The sequence below is a fragment of the Cryptosporangium phraense genome, from assembly GCF_006912135.1.
Lineage (GTDB): Bacteria > Actinomycetota > Actinomycetes > Mycobacteriales > Cryptosporangiaceae > Cryptosporangium > Cryptosporangium phraense.
Genome location: NZ_VIRS01000027.1, coordinates 1 through 15,278 on the forward strand (window position 1 = coordinate 1; position 15,278 = coordinate 15,278).

Here is a 15,278-nt window from a genome sequence, read left to right on the forward strand (position 1 = left end):
CTTCGGTAGGACCGGGAAGTCGTCAAATCGTGCGTAGGGCTCGCGCTTGTGCCCGTGACCCTTCAAGCCCGCGGTGACGAGGCGGCATGACCACGTTCGACGGGATCCGGCGGTGGATCCGTGCTGACCCGGATGCGCTCGGGCCGGGTTCTGCGCCGCCCGGCACCGGCCTGGCCACCCGCACGGCCGCCGGCAACCTGGGGGCGGCCGCGCCGACTGTCCGGACCTGCCGATTCTCGAGGGGATCATGATCCGTTCGGAGGTCGACCGGCTCCCCCTCCGGCGCGGTCCCGAAACCGATCTGGCTCTGGTCCTCGACCACCGGCCTCAACACCGCCGAGGTCGACCGGCTCTGGCCGGCCTTCCTCCGCTGGTTCGACGTCGATCGCAGGTTCCGCCTGCTCGAACAGGAACGCTCGTCACGACGATCGTGCGGCGCCGCAGCGGCGCGGTTCGAGGCGCGAGTAGGTCTCATCAGCCACGACCCGTCATGCGACCGGCCGGGTGGCCATGAAGAGGCCGGGAGCCCTCTTTGCCGCCCGGAGTTGCGGCCCGGGCGACGTGAGGGTGAGCGTGGACCACAGCGGAACGGCGATCGCGACGCTCGCTGGCCCCATCCGGTGCGGCCCCGCCGCGGGCGATCGGCGGCGCGGTCCTGGGCGGCCCCGGGTCAGGGCCAAAGGGCTAGCTGAGGTAGGGGCGGAGGGCTTCGGCGGCGTCCAGTTGGGCCTGCACCGAGGCCTGGACGTCAGCTCCCAGGGCGAAGAACGTGTGCGGAACACCCGGATACCGAGCGACCGTCGTCGGGACGCCCGCTTCGGCCAGCCGCGCCGCGAACTGCTCGCCCTGATCCCGGAGCGGATCGCGGTCGGCGGTGATCACGTGCGTCGGCGGCGCGGCCTCGAGCGTCGACGCCGGCGCCTCGAGCAGCGCGAACCGCGGGTCCAGCGCGTCGGCCGGGTCGGCGAACAGGTGCATCAGGAACCAGTCGACCGCCGGGCGGTCCAGCAGCGCCGCATCGGCCGCGTCGAGCATCGACGGCGTCTCCTGGGTCGACGTCGTCACCGGCGTGATCAGCAACTGCGCGACCGGCCGCAGACCGACCGGCATCGCCAGCGCAGCCGCAGCGACCATGTTCGCCCCCATCGACTCGCCGGCCGCCACCACCAGAGCCGGGTCGCCGCCCACGTCGGCCGCCGACGCCAGCGCCCACTCCAGCACCGCCCGGACGTCGTCGTGCCCGGCCGGGAATGGGTGCTCGGGCGCGAGCCGGTACTCCACGCTCAGCACCACGCAGTCGAGCTGATCGCAGAGCGCCTGGGCGGTCGTGTTCGCCGCCGATCCGATCACCCCACCACCGCCGTGCGCGAACACGACGACCGGCAGCGTCTCCTCGACCCCGGCCGGCCGGAACACCACGACCGGCACGCCGTCGATCGTGCGCCGCTCGGCCGGCTCCGGGTCGGGCACCGAGACGACGTTCCGCAGCGACGGTTGCCTGCGGGCCGCCTCGGGCGTCAGCAGGTCGGGCGCGGTCGGCCGCAGCCGGGCGTACTCGTCCACCACCAGCTGTGCGTCGTGGTCCAGCAGCCCGGACGCGTCGGTCGCCAGCAGCTCGTCCCGGTCGGACGACTTGTCGCCGAGCAGCCCGTCGAACACCGACGTCACGGCCGCGACCAGGCGCGAGGCACCGGGAGGCTCCGGGTTGATGTCGCCGGGGGCGGCCCGCCGCGCCTCGTAGTAATCCCGGCCGAGCGCCTGCAGGTCGGCGCCGGACCCCCGCAGCGCGGGCAGCAGTTCCCCCTCGATCTGGGCGACGTGCACCCGGGTGCCCTCGATCAGCCGCAGCAGCGCCTGCTCGAACTCCGGCTCCCCCGGCTCGGCGGCCGACAGCACCGCGAGCCGTTCCTTGCTGGCGTTCTCCCCGGCCCGCGCCTCCTCGACGATCGTCGCGATCGACCGGTGACCGGCCGGGACGATCAGGTCGGCCGCGATGGTGCTGGGCCCTCCCCTGGGCGGCGAAACAGGTTCGACGACGGCGCCGGGCCCTGCGGTGGTGCGCGGGCCCACGGCGGTGCCTGGGTCGGCGTAATCAGAATGCTTGTGCAGTTCCGCCAGAACGACCTGATCCATGCCCGCGTACAGCAACGCACACCGGTGCACCAGCTGATCGGCGAGCGTCCGGCGGGAGCCGGAGCCGGTCTCCAGGTGCTCGAGCAGGCGCAGCACGGCGGCGTGGTCGTCAGCCACCGCCCGGTCGACGTCACCGGGCAGCGTGGGGTACGGCAGGGCCATCGGGTCCTCTCTCTGCCGGGGGAATTCCAGGTCGCTACCCATTGAGCGCCTGAAACATGTGTCCCGCCAGTGTGGGGTAAGCGGTAGCTATGGTCACCGTCGCAACGTTCAACATCCAGCACGCGCGCACGGAGGGGGGCACGGTCGAGCCGCAGCTGCTCGGGAAGGCCTGCCAGGAGCTCGGCGCCTCGGTGATCGCGCTGCAGGAGGTCGACCGGTGCACGACCCGGTCGGGGGGCACCGACCTGACCGCGCTCGCGGCCGAGGCGACCGGCATGCAGTCGTGCTTCGGCGCGGCGATGGAGATGGAGGGCGGCGAGTACGGCAACGCGCTGCTGGTCGACGGTGACCTGGGCGATCGCGAGGTCGTGATCCTGCCCCAGACCTCACGCTACGAGGGCGCCGAACAGCGGGTCGCGGTGCTCGCGCACGTGCACACGGCCGGGGAGACGCTGACCGTCGGGGTCACGCACCTCGACTTCCGGCCCGCGCTGGCCGAGATCCAGCTGGCCGCGGTGCTCGACGTGCTGCGTCGGCGGCCGGGTCCGCACCTGCTGATGGGCGACCTGAACCTGCCGCCGTCGGTGGTGGTGCCCGCGGTCGAGGCCGCCGGGTGGTCGGCGACCGCGGGGCTGACCACGTTCCCGCTGCGCCACCCCGACCGGACGATCGATTACGTGATCACTCAGGGACTCACCGTAGAGTCCTTGCACACCCGGATCCTGGCGGTCGGCGATCATCGCGCACTGATAGCAAACGTGACGCCTTCTCACGCTGCGACCGAGTAATTGCGCTGTTACCGTGAACTCGACGGTCGATACCTTCAGCTTGCGAGGGTTGGCGGCCGACATCAGCCGAGGGGCACCCCGATGGCAACTTCCCCCGAGAATGCCCTGAACACCGCGTCGGTTCGGGTCGCATTGCACGGTGAGATCGACATGGTCACGGCCGAGAGCGTGGTCTCCGCGGTCGAGGACGCGCTCGTTCCCGGAGTTCCGATCACGGTCGACCTGGCCGACGTCCGCTTCCTCGACGGGCGCGGGGTGACCGCGCTCGTGATGGCGCAGGCCTCGGCGGCTGCCCTGGGGTCGGCGTTGCAGCTGGTCGACGCGCAGCCGATCGTGCGTCGCGTGCTGGAGATCAGCGGGCTGCACCCGGCTTAGCCAGTTCGCCGGTCTCGGTGAGATAGCGCGCGATGTCGACGAGCTTGACGTTCGCGTGCTGGCTGGCCCGGACGAGCAGGGCGAACGCCTGGTCGCCGGTGATCTTGTGCCGCTCCATGAGGATGCCCTTGGCCTGGCCGATCTGATCGCGGACGCTGACCGCGTGCGAGAGTTGCTGCACCTTGCGGGCGTCCGCCATGGCGACCGCCGCGTGCGCGGCGAACAGCAGGCCCACGTCTTCCGACTCATCGTCGAACGCGCGCGGCTCCCGCGCGTAGAGGTTCAGCGCGCCGAGGTTGTCGTTCGCCACGTACAACTGGAACGACAAGATACTGCGGACGCCGAGGTCAGCCGCTTTTTCGGAGAACGTCGGCCACCGGGACTCGGCATTGGTGTCGGGAATGTGGACGGTGCGGTGCTCGAACAGAGCGGCCAGGCACGGGCCTTCGGCGGTGGAGTACTGGGCCTGGTCGACCGCGCGGACGAGGTCGCCGGTCGCGGCCGACGTGCGGACGATGCGCCGGCGCTCGACCTCGGAGATGCCGGCGTGGGCCGCGCCCGGAATCGTTTCGACGGCGGCGACGACGATGCCCTGCATGGTCTGTTCCGGGTCTTCGGCCTGGAGATCGCGGGCGAGATCGGACAGACGCATCGCCAGCGTGTAGTCGGTGGGCGTGCCACGGTGGGCGGGGCCGCGGGTGGCGTCGGGCGTCATCGGGCCTCGCTTCGCGGGTCGCGGACAACTCCGACCGACGGTACCGCGTCAGCGTCAGCGGCGGCGGAGGCGGTCCAGGCGGGAGCGGGTGGGAATCCGGCGGTCGGCCAGGGCCTGGCGGACCTGGGCGAGGGTCAGGCGGTCCTCGGGGTTCCGCGCCATCATCCGTACGAGCACGGGCCCGAGCCACCCGGCCCGCTCCGGCTTCCGGGGCGCCCCGCACGAGGGTGCCATCAGCGTCGCCCACGGGTCCTCACCCGTGAACGCGTGCTCCCCCTCGACCGCGTAGTACAGCGTCGCCCCGAGGCCGAACACGTCCACCGCCCGGGTCGGCGGATCCCCCCGGACCTGCTCCGGGGCCGCGTACCCGGCGCTCCCCTTGGCCGCGGGCGTCTTCTCCTCGTCCCACTGCGCGATCCCGAAATCGGCGAGCCAGGGATGGTCCTCGTCCGACAGCAGGACGTTCGCCGGCTTCACGTCGCGGTGGATGATGCCCTGGCCGTGCGCGGTGTCCAGCGCCTGCGCGAGCCCGTCGCCGATCCGGGCGACCAGCTCCACCGGGAGCGGCCCGTCGGCGGCGACCCGCTGCTGCAGCGTCGGGCCTTCGACCGCGGGCATCACGATCCACGGCCGGCTCCGGTGCTCCACCACGTCGTACACCGGGATGATGTGCGTGTGGCTGAGCGCGGCGACGGTCCGGGCCTCCGCGAACCCGGCCGCGGTCAGCCGGGTCGCGCCGGAGGCGTCCATCGGCGCCAGCCGCACCTCTTTGATCGCGACCGACCGCCGCAGCAGTTGGTCCCGGCCCAGCCAGACGGCCCCCATGCCGCCGGCGCCGAGTTCGCGCTGTAATTCGTAACGTCCTGCGATCAGCCGCATCGGTTCCCCCAAACCGGTTCCGAATGACCCTCATTCGGGACGTTAGGCGGGTACAGAGCCGATTTAGCCGCGCAAGCGTTGATTTCACGGACAAACTAGGTTGACTTAAGAGGCGGATTCACACCGGTATCAGTCGTCCCATCCGTACCGCGGGAGGTCAGATGGAGCCGTTCGGGCCCGACTCGTTGCTGTGGCGGAACTTCGGTTCGCGACTCGGTTATCTGCACGGAGCCGCCTACGGAATCCTCCAGAACATGTACCCGCCGCTCGGGGCGGGCGTCACCGAGCACTCGGACGTCTACGACGACCCGTGGGACCGATTGATCCGGTCACTGCCACAGATCATCGGCGTGGTCTACGACGGTCCGGCCGCCCTCGAGACCGCGCGACGGATCCGGAAGTACCACGAACCGATCTCCGGGCCGGGCTACCACGCGCTCGACCCCGGCACGTTCTACTGGGCCCACGCCACGTTCGTCCGGGCGATCTTCTTCGGCATCGAGATCGGCGGCACGGTATTGACCCGGGCCGAGAAGGACCAGCTCTACCGGGAGTCGATCGACTGGTACGCGATGTACGGGCTGTCGATGCGACCGGTACCACCCGACTACGACGCGTTCTGCGCCTACTGGGACCGGATGTGTTCGTCCGAACTGGAAGCGACGCCGGCCGCGTTACGACTGCTAGCGCTGTTCGACCACTTCGGAGACGTCGCCTACCCGGGCGTGCCGCGAGTCCTCTGGCGGGCGTCCGCGCCGCTGATCGCCCGGCCGCTGCGCTGGCTGAATTACGGTGTGTTCCCGCCCGTCGTCCGGGAGAAGCTGGGGATCACCTGGACCGACCGGGACGAACGCCGGTTCCGCCGGGTCATGCGGACGCTGGCCGCGGTCTGGCGCCGGATGCCGGACCGAATCCGGCTGATCTCGCGGGCCTACGAGGCCCAGCGCCGGGTCACACGAGAGGCAGCGGGTGCCGCAGCACGCCCTCGCCCGGGGATCGCCCGGTGAGGATCCGCGCGAACTCCACCGCGTCCCGCTCGACGACCTCGCCCGGGTGGTCAGGGTCGCGCACGAACTTGCCGCCGGCCGGGCCGGTGAGCCGCAGCGTGAACGGCTCGCTGTGCGTGCCGGCCCACTCGGCCACCAGGTCGGCGACGATCCGTCCGTCGTGCTCGGGGGTGGTGTGCGGCTCGCGTCCCGTCGCGCCCGTGATGTCGAGCCGGTGCATCCACACGCTGCGGGTGAACCCGATCCCGTACAGGTACTCGACCGGCTTCCAGCCGAACTTCACCCCGTCGACCGTCCCCAGCGGCAGCAGCGGCAGCGCGCGCACCGGGCCCGGGATCCGCTGCCGAGCGTGTAACGCCTGGTAGGACGCGACCGCCCAGAGGTCCGGGAGCGCGTCGGGCTTCAGCGCCGCCCCCTCGGCGAGCTGGGCCGCGTTGGCCCGGTCGCGCCAGCGCTTCTGCCCGCTCCGACGCCCGGCCCGGACCTGCCGGACCAGCTCGCGCACCGACGCCTGCGCTCTCGCCGACCCGAGCACGTGCACGGCGATCGCCCGGACGTCCCAGCCCTGGCAGTCGGTGGCGCGGGCCCACTCGTCCGGAGCCAGGCCGTCGAGCAGGGTGTAGAAGCGGTCGTGCTCGGTGACCGTGAGGTCCATGGCCTCGGCATGGTCGATGCGGGCCAGTGCACTGATCGGCGTCTCGACGTCCGGAGCGCTCATGATGGCCATGTAAGTGGGTAGCGGGGATCCGCCGCAAGGGTCTGTCGATTCGGGGCGGTGCCGTTCGTACTACCGGTACAACGAGGAACGGAGATCGACATGGCTCAGTACCTGCTCAGCGTCTACCAGCCCACGGGCGGCGAGCCGCCTGCCCCGGAGGCGCTGAACGTCATCATGGTGAACCTCGGGAAGCTCCAGCAGGAGATGAAGGACGCCGGAGCGTGGGTGTTCTCCGGCGGCCTGGAGGCCCCGGAGACCGCGACCGTGCTGCAGGCGACCGGTTCGCTACGGCCCGACGGGACCCTCTCGTCCGACGAGGTCCTGCTCACCGACGGGCCGTTCATCGAAGCCAAGGAGTACCTCGGCGGGTTCACGATCATCGAGGCCGACGACCTGGACGAGGCCCTGCGCTGGGGCCGCCGCACCGCGGCCACGATCGGCCTCCCGATCGAGGTGCGCCCGTTCTTCCGGGTGGAGTCCTGACTTCTCTCGACGGCCTCTACCGGGCCGAGTACGGGCGGGTCGTCGCCGTGCTGATCCGTCAGTGCGGCGACGTCGACCTGGCCGAGGAGTGCGCCCAGGACGCGTTCGCGGCCGCCGTCGAGCGTTGGCCGTCCGACGGGGTGCCGCCGAGCCCGGCCGGCTGGCTGATCACGACCGCCCGGAACCGGGCGATCGACCGGCTGCGTCGGGAGAGCACCCGGGACGCCCGGCAGCGGGCGGCGGCGCTGCTGGATCCCGGGCTGCCCGAGGAGGTGGGAATCGTGACGGACGACCGGCTGCGGCTGATCTTCACGTGCTGCCACCCGGCGCTCGCGCCCGCGGCCCGGGTCGCGCTGACGCTCCGGCTGCTCGGCGGGCTGACCACCCCGGAGATCGCCAGGGCGTTCCTGGTCTCGGAGGCCACGATGGCCGCCCGGATCACCCGGGCCAAGAAGAAGATCAGCGCGGCCCGCATCCCGTACCGCGTTCCCCGGGAAGCCGACCTGCCCGATCGCCTGCGTGGCGTCCTGGCCGTGATCTACCTCGTGTTCAACGAGGGGTACACCGCGCTGGATCGTTCCGAGCTCGGCGCGGAGGCGGTCCGGCTCGGGCGGCTGCTGGTCGAGCTGATGCCGGACGAACCCGAGGCCCGGGGGCTGCTCGCGTTGATGCTGCTGGCCGAGGCCCGTCGTCCGGCGCGTACGGACGCCGGCGGGTCTCTCGTCCGCATCGGAGAACAGGACCGTTCGGCCTGGGACGCGGAGCTGGTGGCCGAAGGCCACGCGCTGGTCCGGCAGTGCCTGCGCCGCGGGCAGCCGGGTCCGTACCAGGTGCAGGCGGCGATCGCCGCCGTCCACAGCGACGGGCCGTCGCCGGACTGGACGCAGATCAAGCAGCTCTACGACCAGCTGCTGACGATGACCCCGACGCCGGTGGTCGCGCTCAACCGGGCCGTGGCGGTGGCTGAGGTCTCCGGCCCGGCTTCGGCTCTGGAGCTGGTGAACGGGCTCGCGCTGGACGGTTACTACCTGTTCCATGCGGTCCGTGCGGACCTGCTCCGCCGTCTGGGCCGGCCCTCCGAGGCTCTGGACGCCTACGCCTCGGCGTTGACGCTGACCTCCAACCCGGCTGAGCAGGAATTCCTACGCGGACGTATTCACCAGTGCGCGCGCGAGGCCAAGCCGATGGCGTAGGCCTGCCACCAGACGCCGGCGTTGGGAGCGCCGAGCCGGCAGGCGCCGTCCGAGAGGCCGATCGTCTTGATCCACAGCTCCCCGTCCAGCAGCGGGTCGTCGGTGCTGGTCGTGGGGCGTGGGCCGAGCGCCCGGCCGGGCGGGTTGCACCAGGCCTGGGTGCCGGTCCAGGGCCCGTTGCCGTTGCGGCTCACGTCGACGACGAAGTGCGCGTCGTCGGTGGCCGCGGAGATCTGCCGTCCGTAGGCGACCTCGCCGTCGGTGTTCTGGAAGTTCGCGACGTTGAGCGCGAAGCCGGCGGCCTGGTCGACGCCGGCCTGCTGGAGCCGGGTGGCCATCGTCGCCGCGGGCTTGAACGCGCTGTGCCCGGCGTCCAGATAGACGGCGATGCCGGCCTTGGTCGTGAGGCGGGAGACCGCGTAGCGCATCAGCGCGAGGCGGGCCGCCTGCCGGGCGCTGGTGAGGCAGTCGAGGTGCGGCAGCGCGTCCGGCTCGAGGACGACCGCGACGCGGCCGCCGGCCAGCCCGGCCGAGACCTGGTCGATCCAGGTGCGGTAGGCGGTGTCGCTCTTCGCGCCGCCGGCCGAGTAGCCGTGGCAGTCGCGGAACGGGATGTTGTAGAGGACGACCGGCAGCAGCGCGTTCTTCTTCCTGGCCGCCGCGACCAGCGACGTCGCCTGGGTGCGGGCCTTGGCCGGGGTGAGCCAGTCGCCGAACCAGACGGCCTGGGGCTGGTTCGCGATCTTGGTGAGCAGCGTGCGGTTGCGGGTCTGGGACTTCGGGGTCTTGGCCAGCGCGACCGCGGCGGCGCTGCCCGGGGCGGTGAAGAGCGTGCGGCCGCGGACGAGCGTGCGCTGGGCGTCCGGGGACACCGCGGCGAGGCTCGCGAGCGCGGTGCTCTTGTTGAACGCGTAGCCGAGCGTGTCCGAGGTCGGCGCGGCCGCGGTGAGCGTGGTCAGGCCGAGTGCGGCGGCGGCAAGCACGGAGAGTCCCCGTTGCATGTGGTTCTGATCGGCCGGGCGGCGGGTGGGTTGAGGGCTTCGGTGCGGGATGGGAGCGGTGGGTGGTTCGGGCGCGATATCTGCGGGGCTGGGTCGACGTCAGGGGGGCGACCTACGACCTCCCCAGGAGACCCCTCATGACGATGCCTGAGAGCCCTGCGTCCTCTTCCGGGGCGGGGGCGGCGGAGCCGACTCCGGCGTGGACGCGGGGGGCGGCTGCTTATCCGCCTGGGGGCGTGCCTACATTCGATGTGCCGTGGTATCAGTCGGCTCCGTTCGCGGAGGGGCCCAAGGCCTGGCCGGTCGCGGTCTTCACGGTGATCTTCGGGATCTTCGGTGCGATCTCGGCGGCCCGCCGAGCCGACGACGCCCGTGCCCTCGGTCTCCCGTCCGGCCGCTACTGGGCGGTCTTCGGCGGGGCCCTCGTCGGCAGTTTCGCGATCTGGACGCTCGCGTTCGGGCTGCTCGTCGCGGTCTGGCTGCCGGGCTACATCGAGTCGGCCTCGACCGTGATGACCACCGCCCAGCTCGAGCAGGAGATCGAGGCCAGCAGCGCGGCCGGCGTCGCGGTCAGCGAGGCCGACTGCGTCGAGGAGTCCGTCAACCCGGACGGCACCGGTTACTACGACTGCCAGATCGCGTTCGGCGACGGCGAGAGCCTGTCGTACCGGATCTCGGTGAACCACGATGGGACGTGGGCGGAGGTAGTTCGATAGGGCAGGCTTCTCTGCGGGCCCGGTTCGGGGGCGCGGTCGCGGTGAGCAGCGCGGGCACCCGCGGATGGGGGGCACCGCTCGCACGTCCTGGGCGCGAGCCGCGGAGCGGGCTCGCCCGGGCTGGACATCGACGATCCGGTGGGTGGGCCGTCGGCCGGGTTCGTGCGTGCGGCGGCGGAGATCGGAGAGGCGCTGGCCGTCCCGGTCCGGCTTCTGTAGCGAAGTGCGGTTTTTGCCGGTCACTCAATAAAGAGTGCGGAAAACCGACATCAGCCGTAAGCACAGAAATGCGCTGAGCGCAGCCTGCGAGCCAGGTCGGCAGGTTACTCTCCTGCTTGTTCCGCCCGGCCGATCCACGGCCGCCGAGCGCCACTTCTGTCACAGGGAGAACCCGCCGTGGAGGCAGCCCCCGCATCTCAGGCCATCGAGGTGATAACCAGTCGATTGTCGCGAGGGGACGCGAACCCGGCAGATGCCGAGATCACCGACGCTTCGGAACCGCTGATCAGGGTGGTTACCGACCGTCTGCTGCTCAGCGACGTAGGACGTGGCGCCTACCAGCGAATCACGGAGCAACCCACGGACGACGACGCCAAGGACGCGGCAATTCGGACCTTGCAATTCGAATTGGACCGCGACCACGCATTCGCTGCGCGCATTCAGGCGCTACTGGCCGGAGAAGAAGATCCGGAGTTCGTCGACGAACCGCCGGTAAAGCGCTCGAATTGGAGCTGGATTCTCGGCGGTGCGGCCGTCCTGCTCATCGTCGGGATGGCCGCGGCCGCGGTTCTCGCTTATCCGCGGGCCAATCGGGCCGAGACACCGACCGTCGCTGCCTCCCCGTCGCCGTCCCCATTCGGGCCGACCTGGAAAATTGCCGCCAACGTCGACGTGAAAGCGAACGACATCAAGTTCGACCGGCAATACGGCGACCTCTTCGCGACCGCGAACACCGACGGCACGATCACGCTGTTCAAGGTCGGCCGCAAGTCCCGCCTCGCGCGCTTCGACTCGACGATGGGCGCGATGACGTCCGGGGCTCAGGACCTCAAGTCGCTCGACTTCAGCGCGGACGGGAAACGGCTGGTCGCGGGCGGTATGCGCGGCTCGGTGGAGATCTGGAACCTCGACACCGGCAAGCTGGTGACCAAGCCGTTCGGCGCCGGGCGGATGGGCGTCATCAACGGCGTCTCGTTCGCGCCCGACCGGCAGTCGGTCGCGACGGCGAGCGCGGACGGCACGGTCCGGCTCTGGAACCCGTACAACGGTCAGCAGATCGGCGAGCCGATCACGACCGCTCCGGAGGGGTCGGAGTACAAAGTCGCGGCGACCGCGGTGCAGTTCAGCCCGAACGGAAAAGTGCTCGCGACGCTCTCCGACGACGGTTCGGTCGCGTTCTTCGACGCCGAGTCGCACGAGCGCATTCGGCAGGCGGATTCGCCGTCCACCACGGTCGGCACGATCGGCGACGAACTCGTCTACCGTCCGGACGGCCGCGTGGTCGCGACCGTCAGCGCGTCCGGATTGCACATGTGGGACGCGCGTACCGGGAAGACGTTGAAGGCGGCGAAGACCGATTCGATCGGCGCGTTCGCGTTCCGGCCGGACGGCAAGATGCTCGCTTGCGCGAGCATCGCCGGGCCGGTGCGGCTGTACGACCCGGCGACGCTCGCGCCGGTCGGCAACCCGCCGCCCGGCGAGTTCCGGTTCGTCGATGCGATGTCGTTCAGCCCGACGGGCAAGTACCTGGCCGCGGCGGAGACGGACGGGTCGGTCCGGATCTGGAGTACTTGATCCTTTTCGGGGCCGTCAGGATTCTCGGGGCCGTCAGGATCTCCGGGGCCGTCAGGCCTCGAGGACTGAGGTGAGCAGGCCGGGGAAGCGGTGGTCGAGGTCTTCGCGACGGAGGCTGACCATCCGCTCCCGGCCGTGCGCGACGTTGCGGATGATGCCGGCCTCGCGCAGCGTCTTGAGGTAGTGCGAGCGGGTCGACTTCGGCATCTCGCCGCCCAGCGTCTGGCAGCTCGCCGTCTCCATCGGTCCCTCGGCCAGCTGCCGGACGATCGTCAGCCGGTTGGGGTCGCTCAGCGCGAAGAGCACGTCGGTGAGGACGAACTCCTCGGTCGACGGGTGGGGCAGTTCACGTTCCGGCATGGTTCGAGAATACTTGAACCGTGGGAGGTGGCGACGTACCGTTCGGACCGTTCGAAGAAAGTGGAACGGTCTGAGGAGGAATCGTGTACAGGCGCATCTTGGGCTTCTGGCTCGTCGCGCTCGCGTTGTTGGCGTTCACGGCCGCGGCCAGCGCCCCCTCGCCGTTGTACGTCGTCTACCAGGCCCGGTGGGGCTTCTCGACGCCGATGCTGACCGTCGTCTTCGCCGTGTACGTCGTGGCTCTGCTGGCCGCCTTGGTGACGGTCGGGCGTCTGTCGGACTACCTCGGTCGACGTCCGGTGCTGCTGGCCGCGCTGGTCGTCGAGACGCTCGGCATGGCGGTGTTCCTGACCGCCGACGGGCTCGGTGGGCTGATCGTCGCCCGGATCGTGCAGGGCCTGGCCACCGGCGTCGCCACCGGCACGATCAGCGCGACGCTGGTCGACCTGCTGCCCCCGGGGTGGGCCCGGCTCGGCGCGATGATCAACAGCGTGCTGCCGATGACCGGCCTGGCGCTCGGCGCGCTCGTGTCCGGGTTGCTGGTGCAGTACGCGGGGTCGCCGACGACCGTGGTGTTCGCCGGCCTGACCGTGGCCTTCGCGCTGCTCGCGGTGCTGGTCCTGGCCCTGCCGTCGACGATTTCCCGTCGGCCGGGTGCGCTGGCCGCGTTGCGTCCGCGGCTGGGGGTGCCCCGGCCGGCGAGGGCGGCGTTCCTGGCCGCGTCGCCGGTGCTGGTCGCGACCTGGGCGATGGGCGGGTTGTACCTGTCGCTCGGTGCGTCGCTGACGTCGAACGTGCTCGGAGTGCGGAGCCACGTCGTGGCCGGGCTGGTCGTGACCGTGCTCGCCGGGGCCGGAGCGCTCGCCGGCATCGTCGGGAGCTCGCGCGATCCGGGCCGGGTCATGACCGTCGGGGCTGCCCTGCTGGCGCTGGGCACGGTGGGTTCGCTGGTGGCGCTGCTGGATGCGTCGGCCGTGGGGTTCTTCCTGGGGTCGGCGGTTGCCGGCGCGGGCTTCGGGGCGGGCTTCCTGGGTGCGTTCCGGTCGCTGTCGTCGCTGGCCCCGCCGGACGAGCGGGCCGCGCTGTTCGGTGCGATCTACGTGGTGTCGTATGTGGGGTTCAGCGTTCCGGCGGTGATCGCGGGGGTGTTGACGCCGCGGATCGGTCTGCGGGAGACGGCGGTGGGTTATGCCGCTGTGGTGGTTGCGTTGGCTCTGGCGGTCGTGGCGGCGTCCCGCCGCCCGGCGGAGGGGGGCCGTTCGACGGGGGCGCGGGGGTGCCCGGTTGTCGTTGAGCAGGGGGTTTGAGTAAGGGGTTCTCGTCGGGCGTCAGAGGGCGGCGATCGCGGCCGGAAGGTCGGTCATCTGGCTGACGAGCAAGTCGGCGTCGCCGAGGAGGCCGGCCGGGGTCAGCCCGCAGTACCCGACGACCCGCATCCCGGCCGCCTTGGCCGCCGCAACCCCGGCCGGACTGTCCTCCGCGACGACGCAACGCTGCGCCGAAGTACTCATCCGAGAGGCAGCGAGAAGAAACAGATCAGGTGCCGGTTTGCCATGGGCCACGTCCTCGGCGCTGAAGATCTGATCGTCGGCGAAGAAGGTCCGCAGGCCGGTGAGGTCCAGGCTCAACCGGATCCGCGCGTGCCCGGACGAGGACGCCACACACAGGCGCGCCCCGCCCGACCGCAGAAGGGTGATCGCCTCCGAGACGCCCGCCACCGCGACCAACCGCGAGCGGAGTATCGAGTCATAAGCTGCCGCCTTGGCCGAGATGAAGTCGGCCGGCACTGGCCGTCCCACCCGCCGCTCGATGTTGGCAATGATGGCGGCCTCGCTGCGGCCCAGATGCTCGGCGAAGATCTCGTCGCGAGTGATGGGCCACCCGAGGCGCCCGATCATGGCCATGTCGACCTCTTGAATGAGCCGCTCGCTGTCCACGAGCACCCCGTCGCAGTCAAAGATCACTAATTTCGCCGCCCGCACGGCCCCAATGTTCCCGCCCCACCGATGTGCGGTGAAGTTTCCTCCGAGCGGAGACCCGACGAGGGAGCCGAGGGCAAAAGTCGCGCGCTGCGCCGGGCATGGCGCAGCCGGTGGTCCTGCGGGTCGAACGTGAGCACGGCTGGCCCGGCTGGTGTGGGCCTTGTCGGCCAGCACCAGGTCAAGGCGGGTCCGGGGCCGACCACCGCCGGGCCGGGCGACCCGGACGCGGCGGGATGAACTGCGGCCTGTCGCCGCGGTGTCTCGAGGTCACGATCAGCGCGGGGACTTTCTGGCCCTGCCCGCCGGCCGGATGTGTCTTGGTCGTGAGTCGACCGCGGGAGCGTCCGAGGCCGTGATCGGTGGGTTCGTCATGGACGCCGCCCGGTCAGCCGCCACCACCAGAATGTGCCGATCGCCCGGCGTCAGTGCCCGGCCGTGATCAGCCGGTCGACCACGGCGCGCAGTTGCACTGCGGTGAGAACGCCAGGTCTTCGCCCGCGGTCGTTTCCGGCCGCGGCCAGCACGATCCGCCCGTCCGCGGCGCGTGGCAACGGCGTCCCGGCCAGCGCAGTGTGCAGGCCCGCGACGTCGATCCGGCCGCAGGACCGCATAGAGCGACCCGTGACCGCGTCGATGCTCGCCGACCAGGGACAACTCGACCAGCGACCGCACCGGTCCGTCCGCGCAAAGCACCGCGTTGGTCAACTCGAACAACGCGTCCGGCCGCCGGGTCAGACAGGCGTGAAACGCCTCCCTCAACCCGGCCAGCGAGCCGAGCGAGTCGACGCGGGCAACACCATCGGGCACACAGCTCATCACGGCCTTCGGTACGCGGTCATGATCAGCCTTTCCCGACGAACCCGCGGCATGCTGATGCGCCCGGCTGGCCGTCGAAGCGACTGACACGTCTCAGGTGGTCAACCCGGCGGCGTCCGCGCGGGCCGGGAACGCGGTGAAAATCCGACCCCGGAC

16 protein-coding genes and 2 pseudogenes are annotated in these 15,278 nt (G+C 71.0%); 9 read left to right on the forward strand and 9 right to left on the reverse strand.

What is annotated here, in order from left to right:
* Window positions 1-86: 86 nt before the first annotated feature.
* Window positions 87-251, forward strand: coding sequence for a hypothetical protein (locus FL583_RS40435; protein ID WP_170323935.1), 165 nt, complete (start codon window positions 87-89; stop codon window positions 249-251).
* A gap of 433 nt (window positions 252-684) precedes the next feature.
* Here FL583_RS40435 and FL583_RS29795 read toward each other — a convergent pair whose 3' ends face one another.
* A complete protein-coding gene (locus FL583_RS29795; protein WP_170323936.1) occupies window positions 685-2,295 on the reverse strand; it encodes an alpha/beta hydrolase in 1,611 nt (536 codons plus the stop codon).
* Window positions 2,296-2,384: 89 nt separating this feature from the next.
* Here FL583_RS29795 and FL583_RS29800 point away from each other — a divergent pair, with 89 nt between their 5' ends.
* Together FL583_RS29800 and FL583_RS29805 are read left to right on the forward strand one after the other, a co-directional pair.
* Window positions 2,385-3,083, forward strand: a complete 699-nt coding sequence (locus FL583_RS29800; RefSeq protein WP_142708182.1) for an endonuclease/exonuclease/phosphatase family protein — start codon at window positions 2,385-2,387, stop codon at window positions 3,081-3,083.
* An 81-nt stretch (window positions 3,084-3,164) separates the two neighbouring features.
* A complete protein-coding gene (locus FL583_RS29805) occupies window positions 3,165-3,458 on the forward strand; it encodes an STAS domain-containing protein (protein ID WP_142708183.1) in 294 nt (97 codons plus the stop codon).
* Here FL583_RS29805 and FL583_RS29810 read toward each other — a convergent pair.
* Both FL583_RS29810 and FL583_RS29815 read right to left on the reverse strand, forming a co-directional pair.
* Window positions 3,436-4,173 carry a GAF and ANTAR domain-containing protein gene (locus tag FL583_RS29810; protein ID WP_142708184.1) on the reverse strand — a complete coding sequence of 246 codons (738 nt, stop codon included), beginning with the start codon at window positions 4,171-4,173 and terminating at the stop codon, window positions 3,436-3,438. The genes FL583_RS29805 and FL583_RS29810 overlap by 23 nt on opposite strands.
* A 54-nt stretch (window positions 4,174-4,227) precedes the next feature.
* Window positions 4,228-5,052, reverse strand: coding sequence for a serine/threonine-protein kinase (locus FL583_RS29815; RefSeq protein ID WP_142708185.1), 825 nt, complete (start codon window positions 5,050-5,052; stop codon window positions 4,228-4,230).
* Window positions 5,053-5,213: 161 nt separating this feature from the next.
* Between FL583_RS29815 and FL583_RS29820 the strand changes: the two genes are divergently transcribed.
* Complete coding sequence (locus FL583_RS29820) at window positions 5,214-6,059, forward strand: oxygenase MpaB family protein (RefSeq protein ID WP_142708186.1); 846 nt, start codon at window positions 5,214-5,216, stop codon at window positions 6,057-6,059.
* Here FL583_RS29820 and FL583_RS29825 read toward each other — a convergent pair.
* Window positions 6,004-6,777 carry a maleylpyruvate isomerase family mycothiol-dependent enzyme gene (locus FL583_RS29825; protein WP_142708188.1) on the reverse strand — a complete coding sequence of 258 codons (774 nt, stop codon included), beginning with the start codon at window positions 6,775-6,777 and terminating at the stop codon, window positions 6,004-6,006. The genes FL583_RS29820 and FL583_RS29825 overlap by 56 nt on opposite strands.
* Window positions 6,778-6,876: 99 nt before the next feature.
* Here FL583_RS29825 and FL583_RS29830 point away from each other — a divergent pair, with 99 nt between their 5' ends.
* Both FL583_RS29830 and FL583_RS29835 read left to right on the forward strand, forming a co-directional pair.
* Window positions 6,877-7,260 (forward strand): YciI family protein, encoded by a 384-nt coding sequence (locus FL583_RS29830; RefSeq protein WP_142708189.1) that lies wholly within the window; start codon window positions 6,877-6,879, stop codon window positions 7,258-7,260.
* A gap of 47 nt (window positions 7,261-7,307) precedes the next feature.
* Window positions 7,308-8,453, forward strand: a complete 1,146-nt coding sequence (locus tag FL583_RS29835) for an RNA polymerase sigma factor (protein ID WP_240746858.1) — start codon at window positions 7,308-7,310, stop codon at window positions 8,451-8,453.
* On the opposite strand, the gene FL583_RS29840 is transcribed toward FL583_RS29835, so the two are convergent.
* Entirely contained in the window at window positions 8,417-9,436 is a 1,020-nt protein-coding gene (locus FL583_RS29840; RefSeq protein ID WP_170323937.1) for a glycoside hydrolase family 6 protein, read from the reverse strand. The two genes, FL583_RS29835 and FL583_RS29840, sit on opposite strands and share 37 nt — an antisense overlap.
* A 254-nt stretch (window positions 9,437-9,690) precedes the next feature.
* Here FL583_RS29840 and FL583_RS29845 point away from each other — a divergent pair, with 254 nt between their 5' ends.
* Window positions 9,691-10,170 carry a hypothetical protein gene (locus FL583_RS29845; RefSeq protein ID WP_142708191.1) on the forward strand — a complete coding sequence of 160 codons (480 nt, stop codon included), beginning with the start codon at window positions 9,691-9,693 and terminating at the stop codon, window positions 10,168-10,170.
* A 615-nt stretch (window positions 10,171-10,785) separates the two neighbouring features.
* Window positions 10,786-11,964 (forward strand): WD40 repeat domain-containing protein, encoded by a 1,179-nt coding sequence (locus FL583_RS29850; RefSeq protein ID WP_142708192.1) that lies wholly within the window; start codon window positions 10,786-10,788, stop codon window positions 11,962-11,964.
* 51 nt (window positions 11,965-12,015) lie between these two features.
* On the opposite strand, the gene FL583_RS29855 is transcribed toward FL583_RS29850, so the two are convergent.
* The gene (locus FL583_RS29855) at window positions 12,016-12,324 is read right to left on the reverse strand and encodes an ArsR/SmtB family transcription factor (RefSeq protein WP_142708193.1); all 309 of its coding nucleotides are present in this window, start codon (window positions 12,322-12,324) and stop codon (window positions 12,016-12,018) included.
* 83 nt (window positions 12,325-12,407) lie between these two features.
* On the opposite strand from FL583_RS29855, the gene FL583_RS29860 reads away from it, so the two are divergent.
* Window positions 12,408-13,631 carry an MFS transporter gene (locus FL583_RS29860; RefSeq protein WP_205752570.1) on the forward strand — a complete coding sequence of 408 codons (1,224 nt, stop codon included), beginning with the start codon at window positions 12,408-12,410 and terminating at the stop codon, window positions 13,629-13,631.
* Between the two features lie 21 nt (window positions 13,632-13,652).
* On the opposite strand, the gene FL583_RS29865 is transcribed toward FL583_RS29860, so the two are convergent.
* The 3 genes and pseudogenes from FL583_RS29865 to FL583_RS43150 all read right to left on the reverse strand — a co-directional run.
* Entirely contained in the window at window positions 13,653-14,306 is a 654-nt protein-coding gene (locus FL583_RS29865) for an HAD family hydrolase (protein WP_205752571.1), read from the reverse strand.
* A 114-nt stretch (window positions 14,307-14,420) separates the two neighbouring features.
* A pseudogene (locus tag FL583_RS43145) lies at window positions 14,421-14,691 on the reverse strand (IS5 family transposase); the annotation flags it as partial.
* A gap of 130 nt (window positions 14,692-14,821) precedes the next feature.
* A pseudogene (locus FL583_RS43150) lies at window positions 14,822-15,122 on the reverse strand (transposase); the annotation flags it as partial.
* Window positions 15,123-15,278 lie beyond the last annotated feature (156 nt).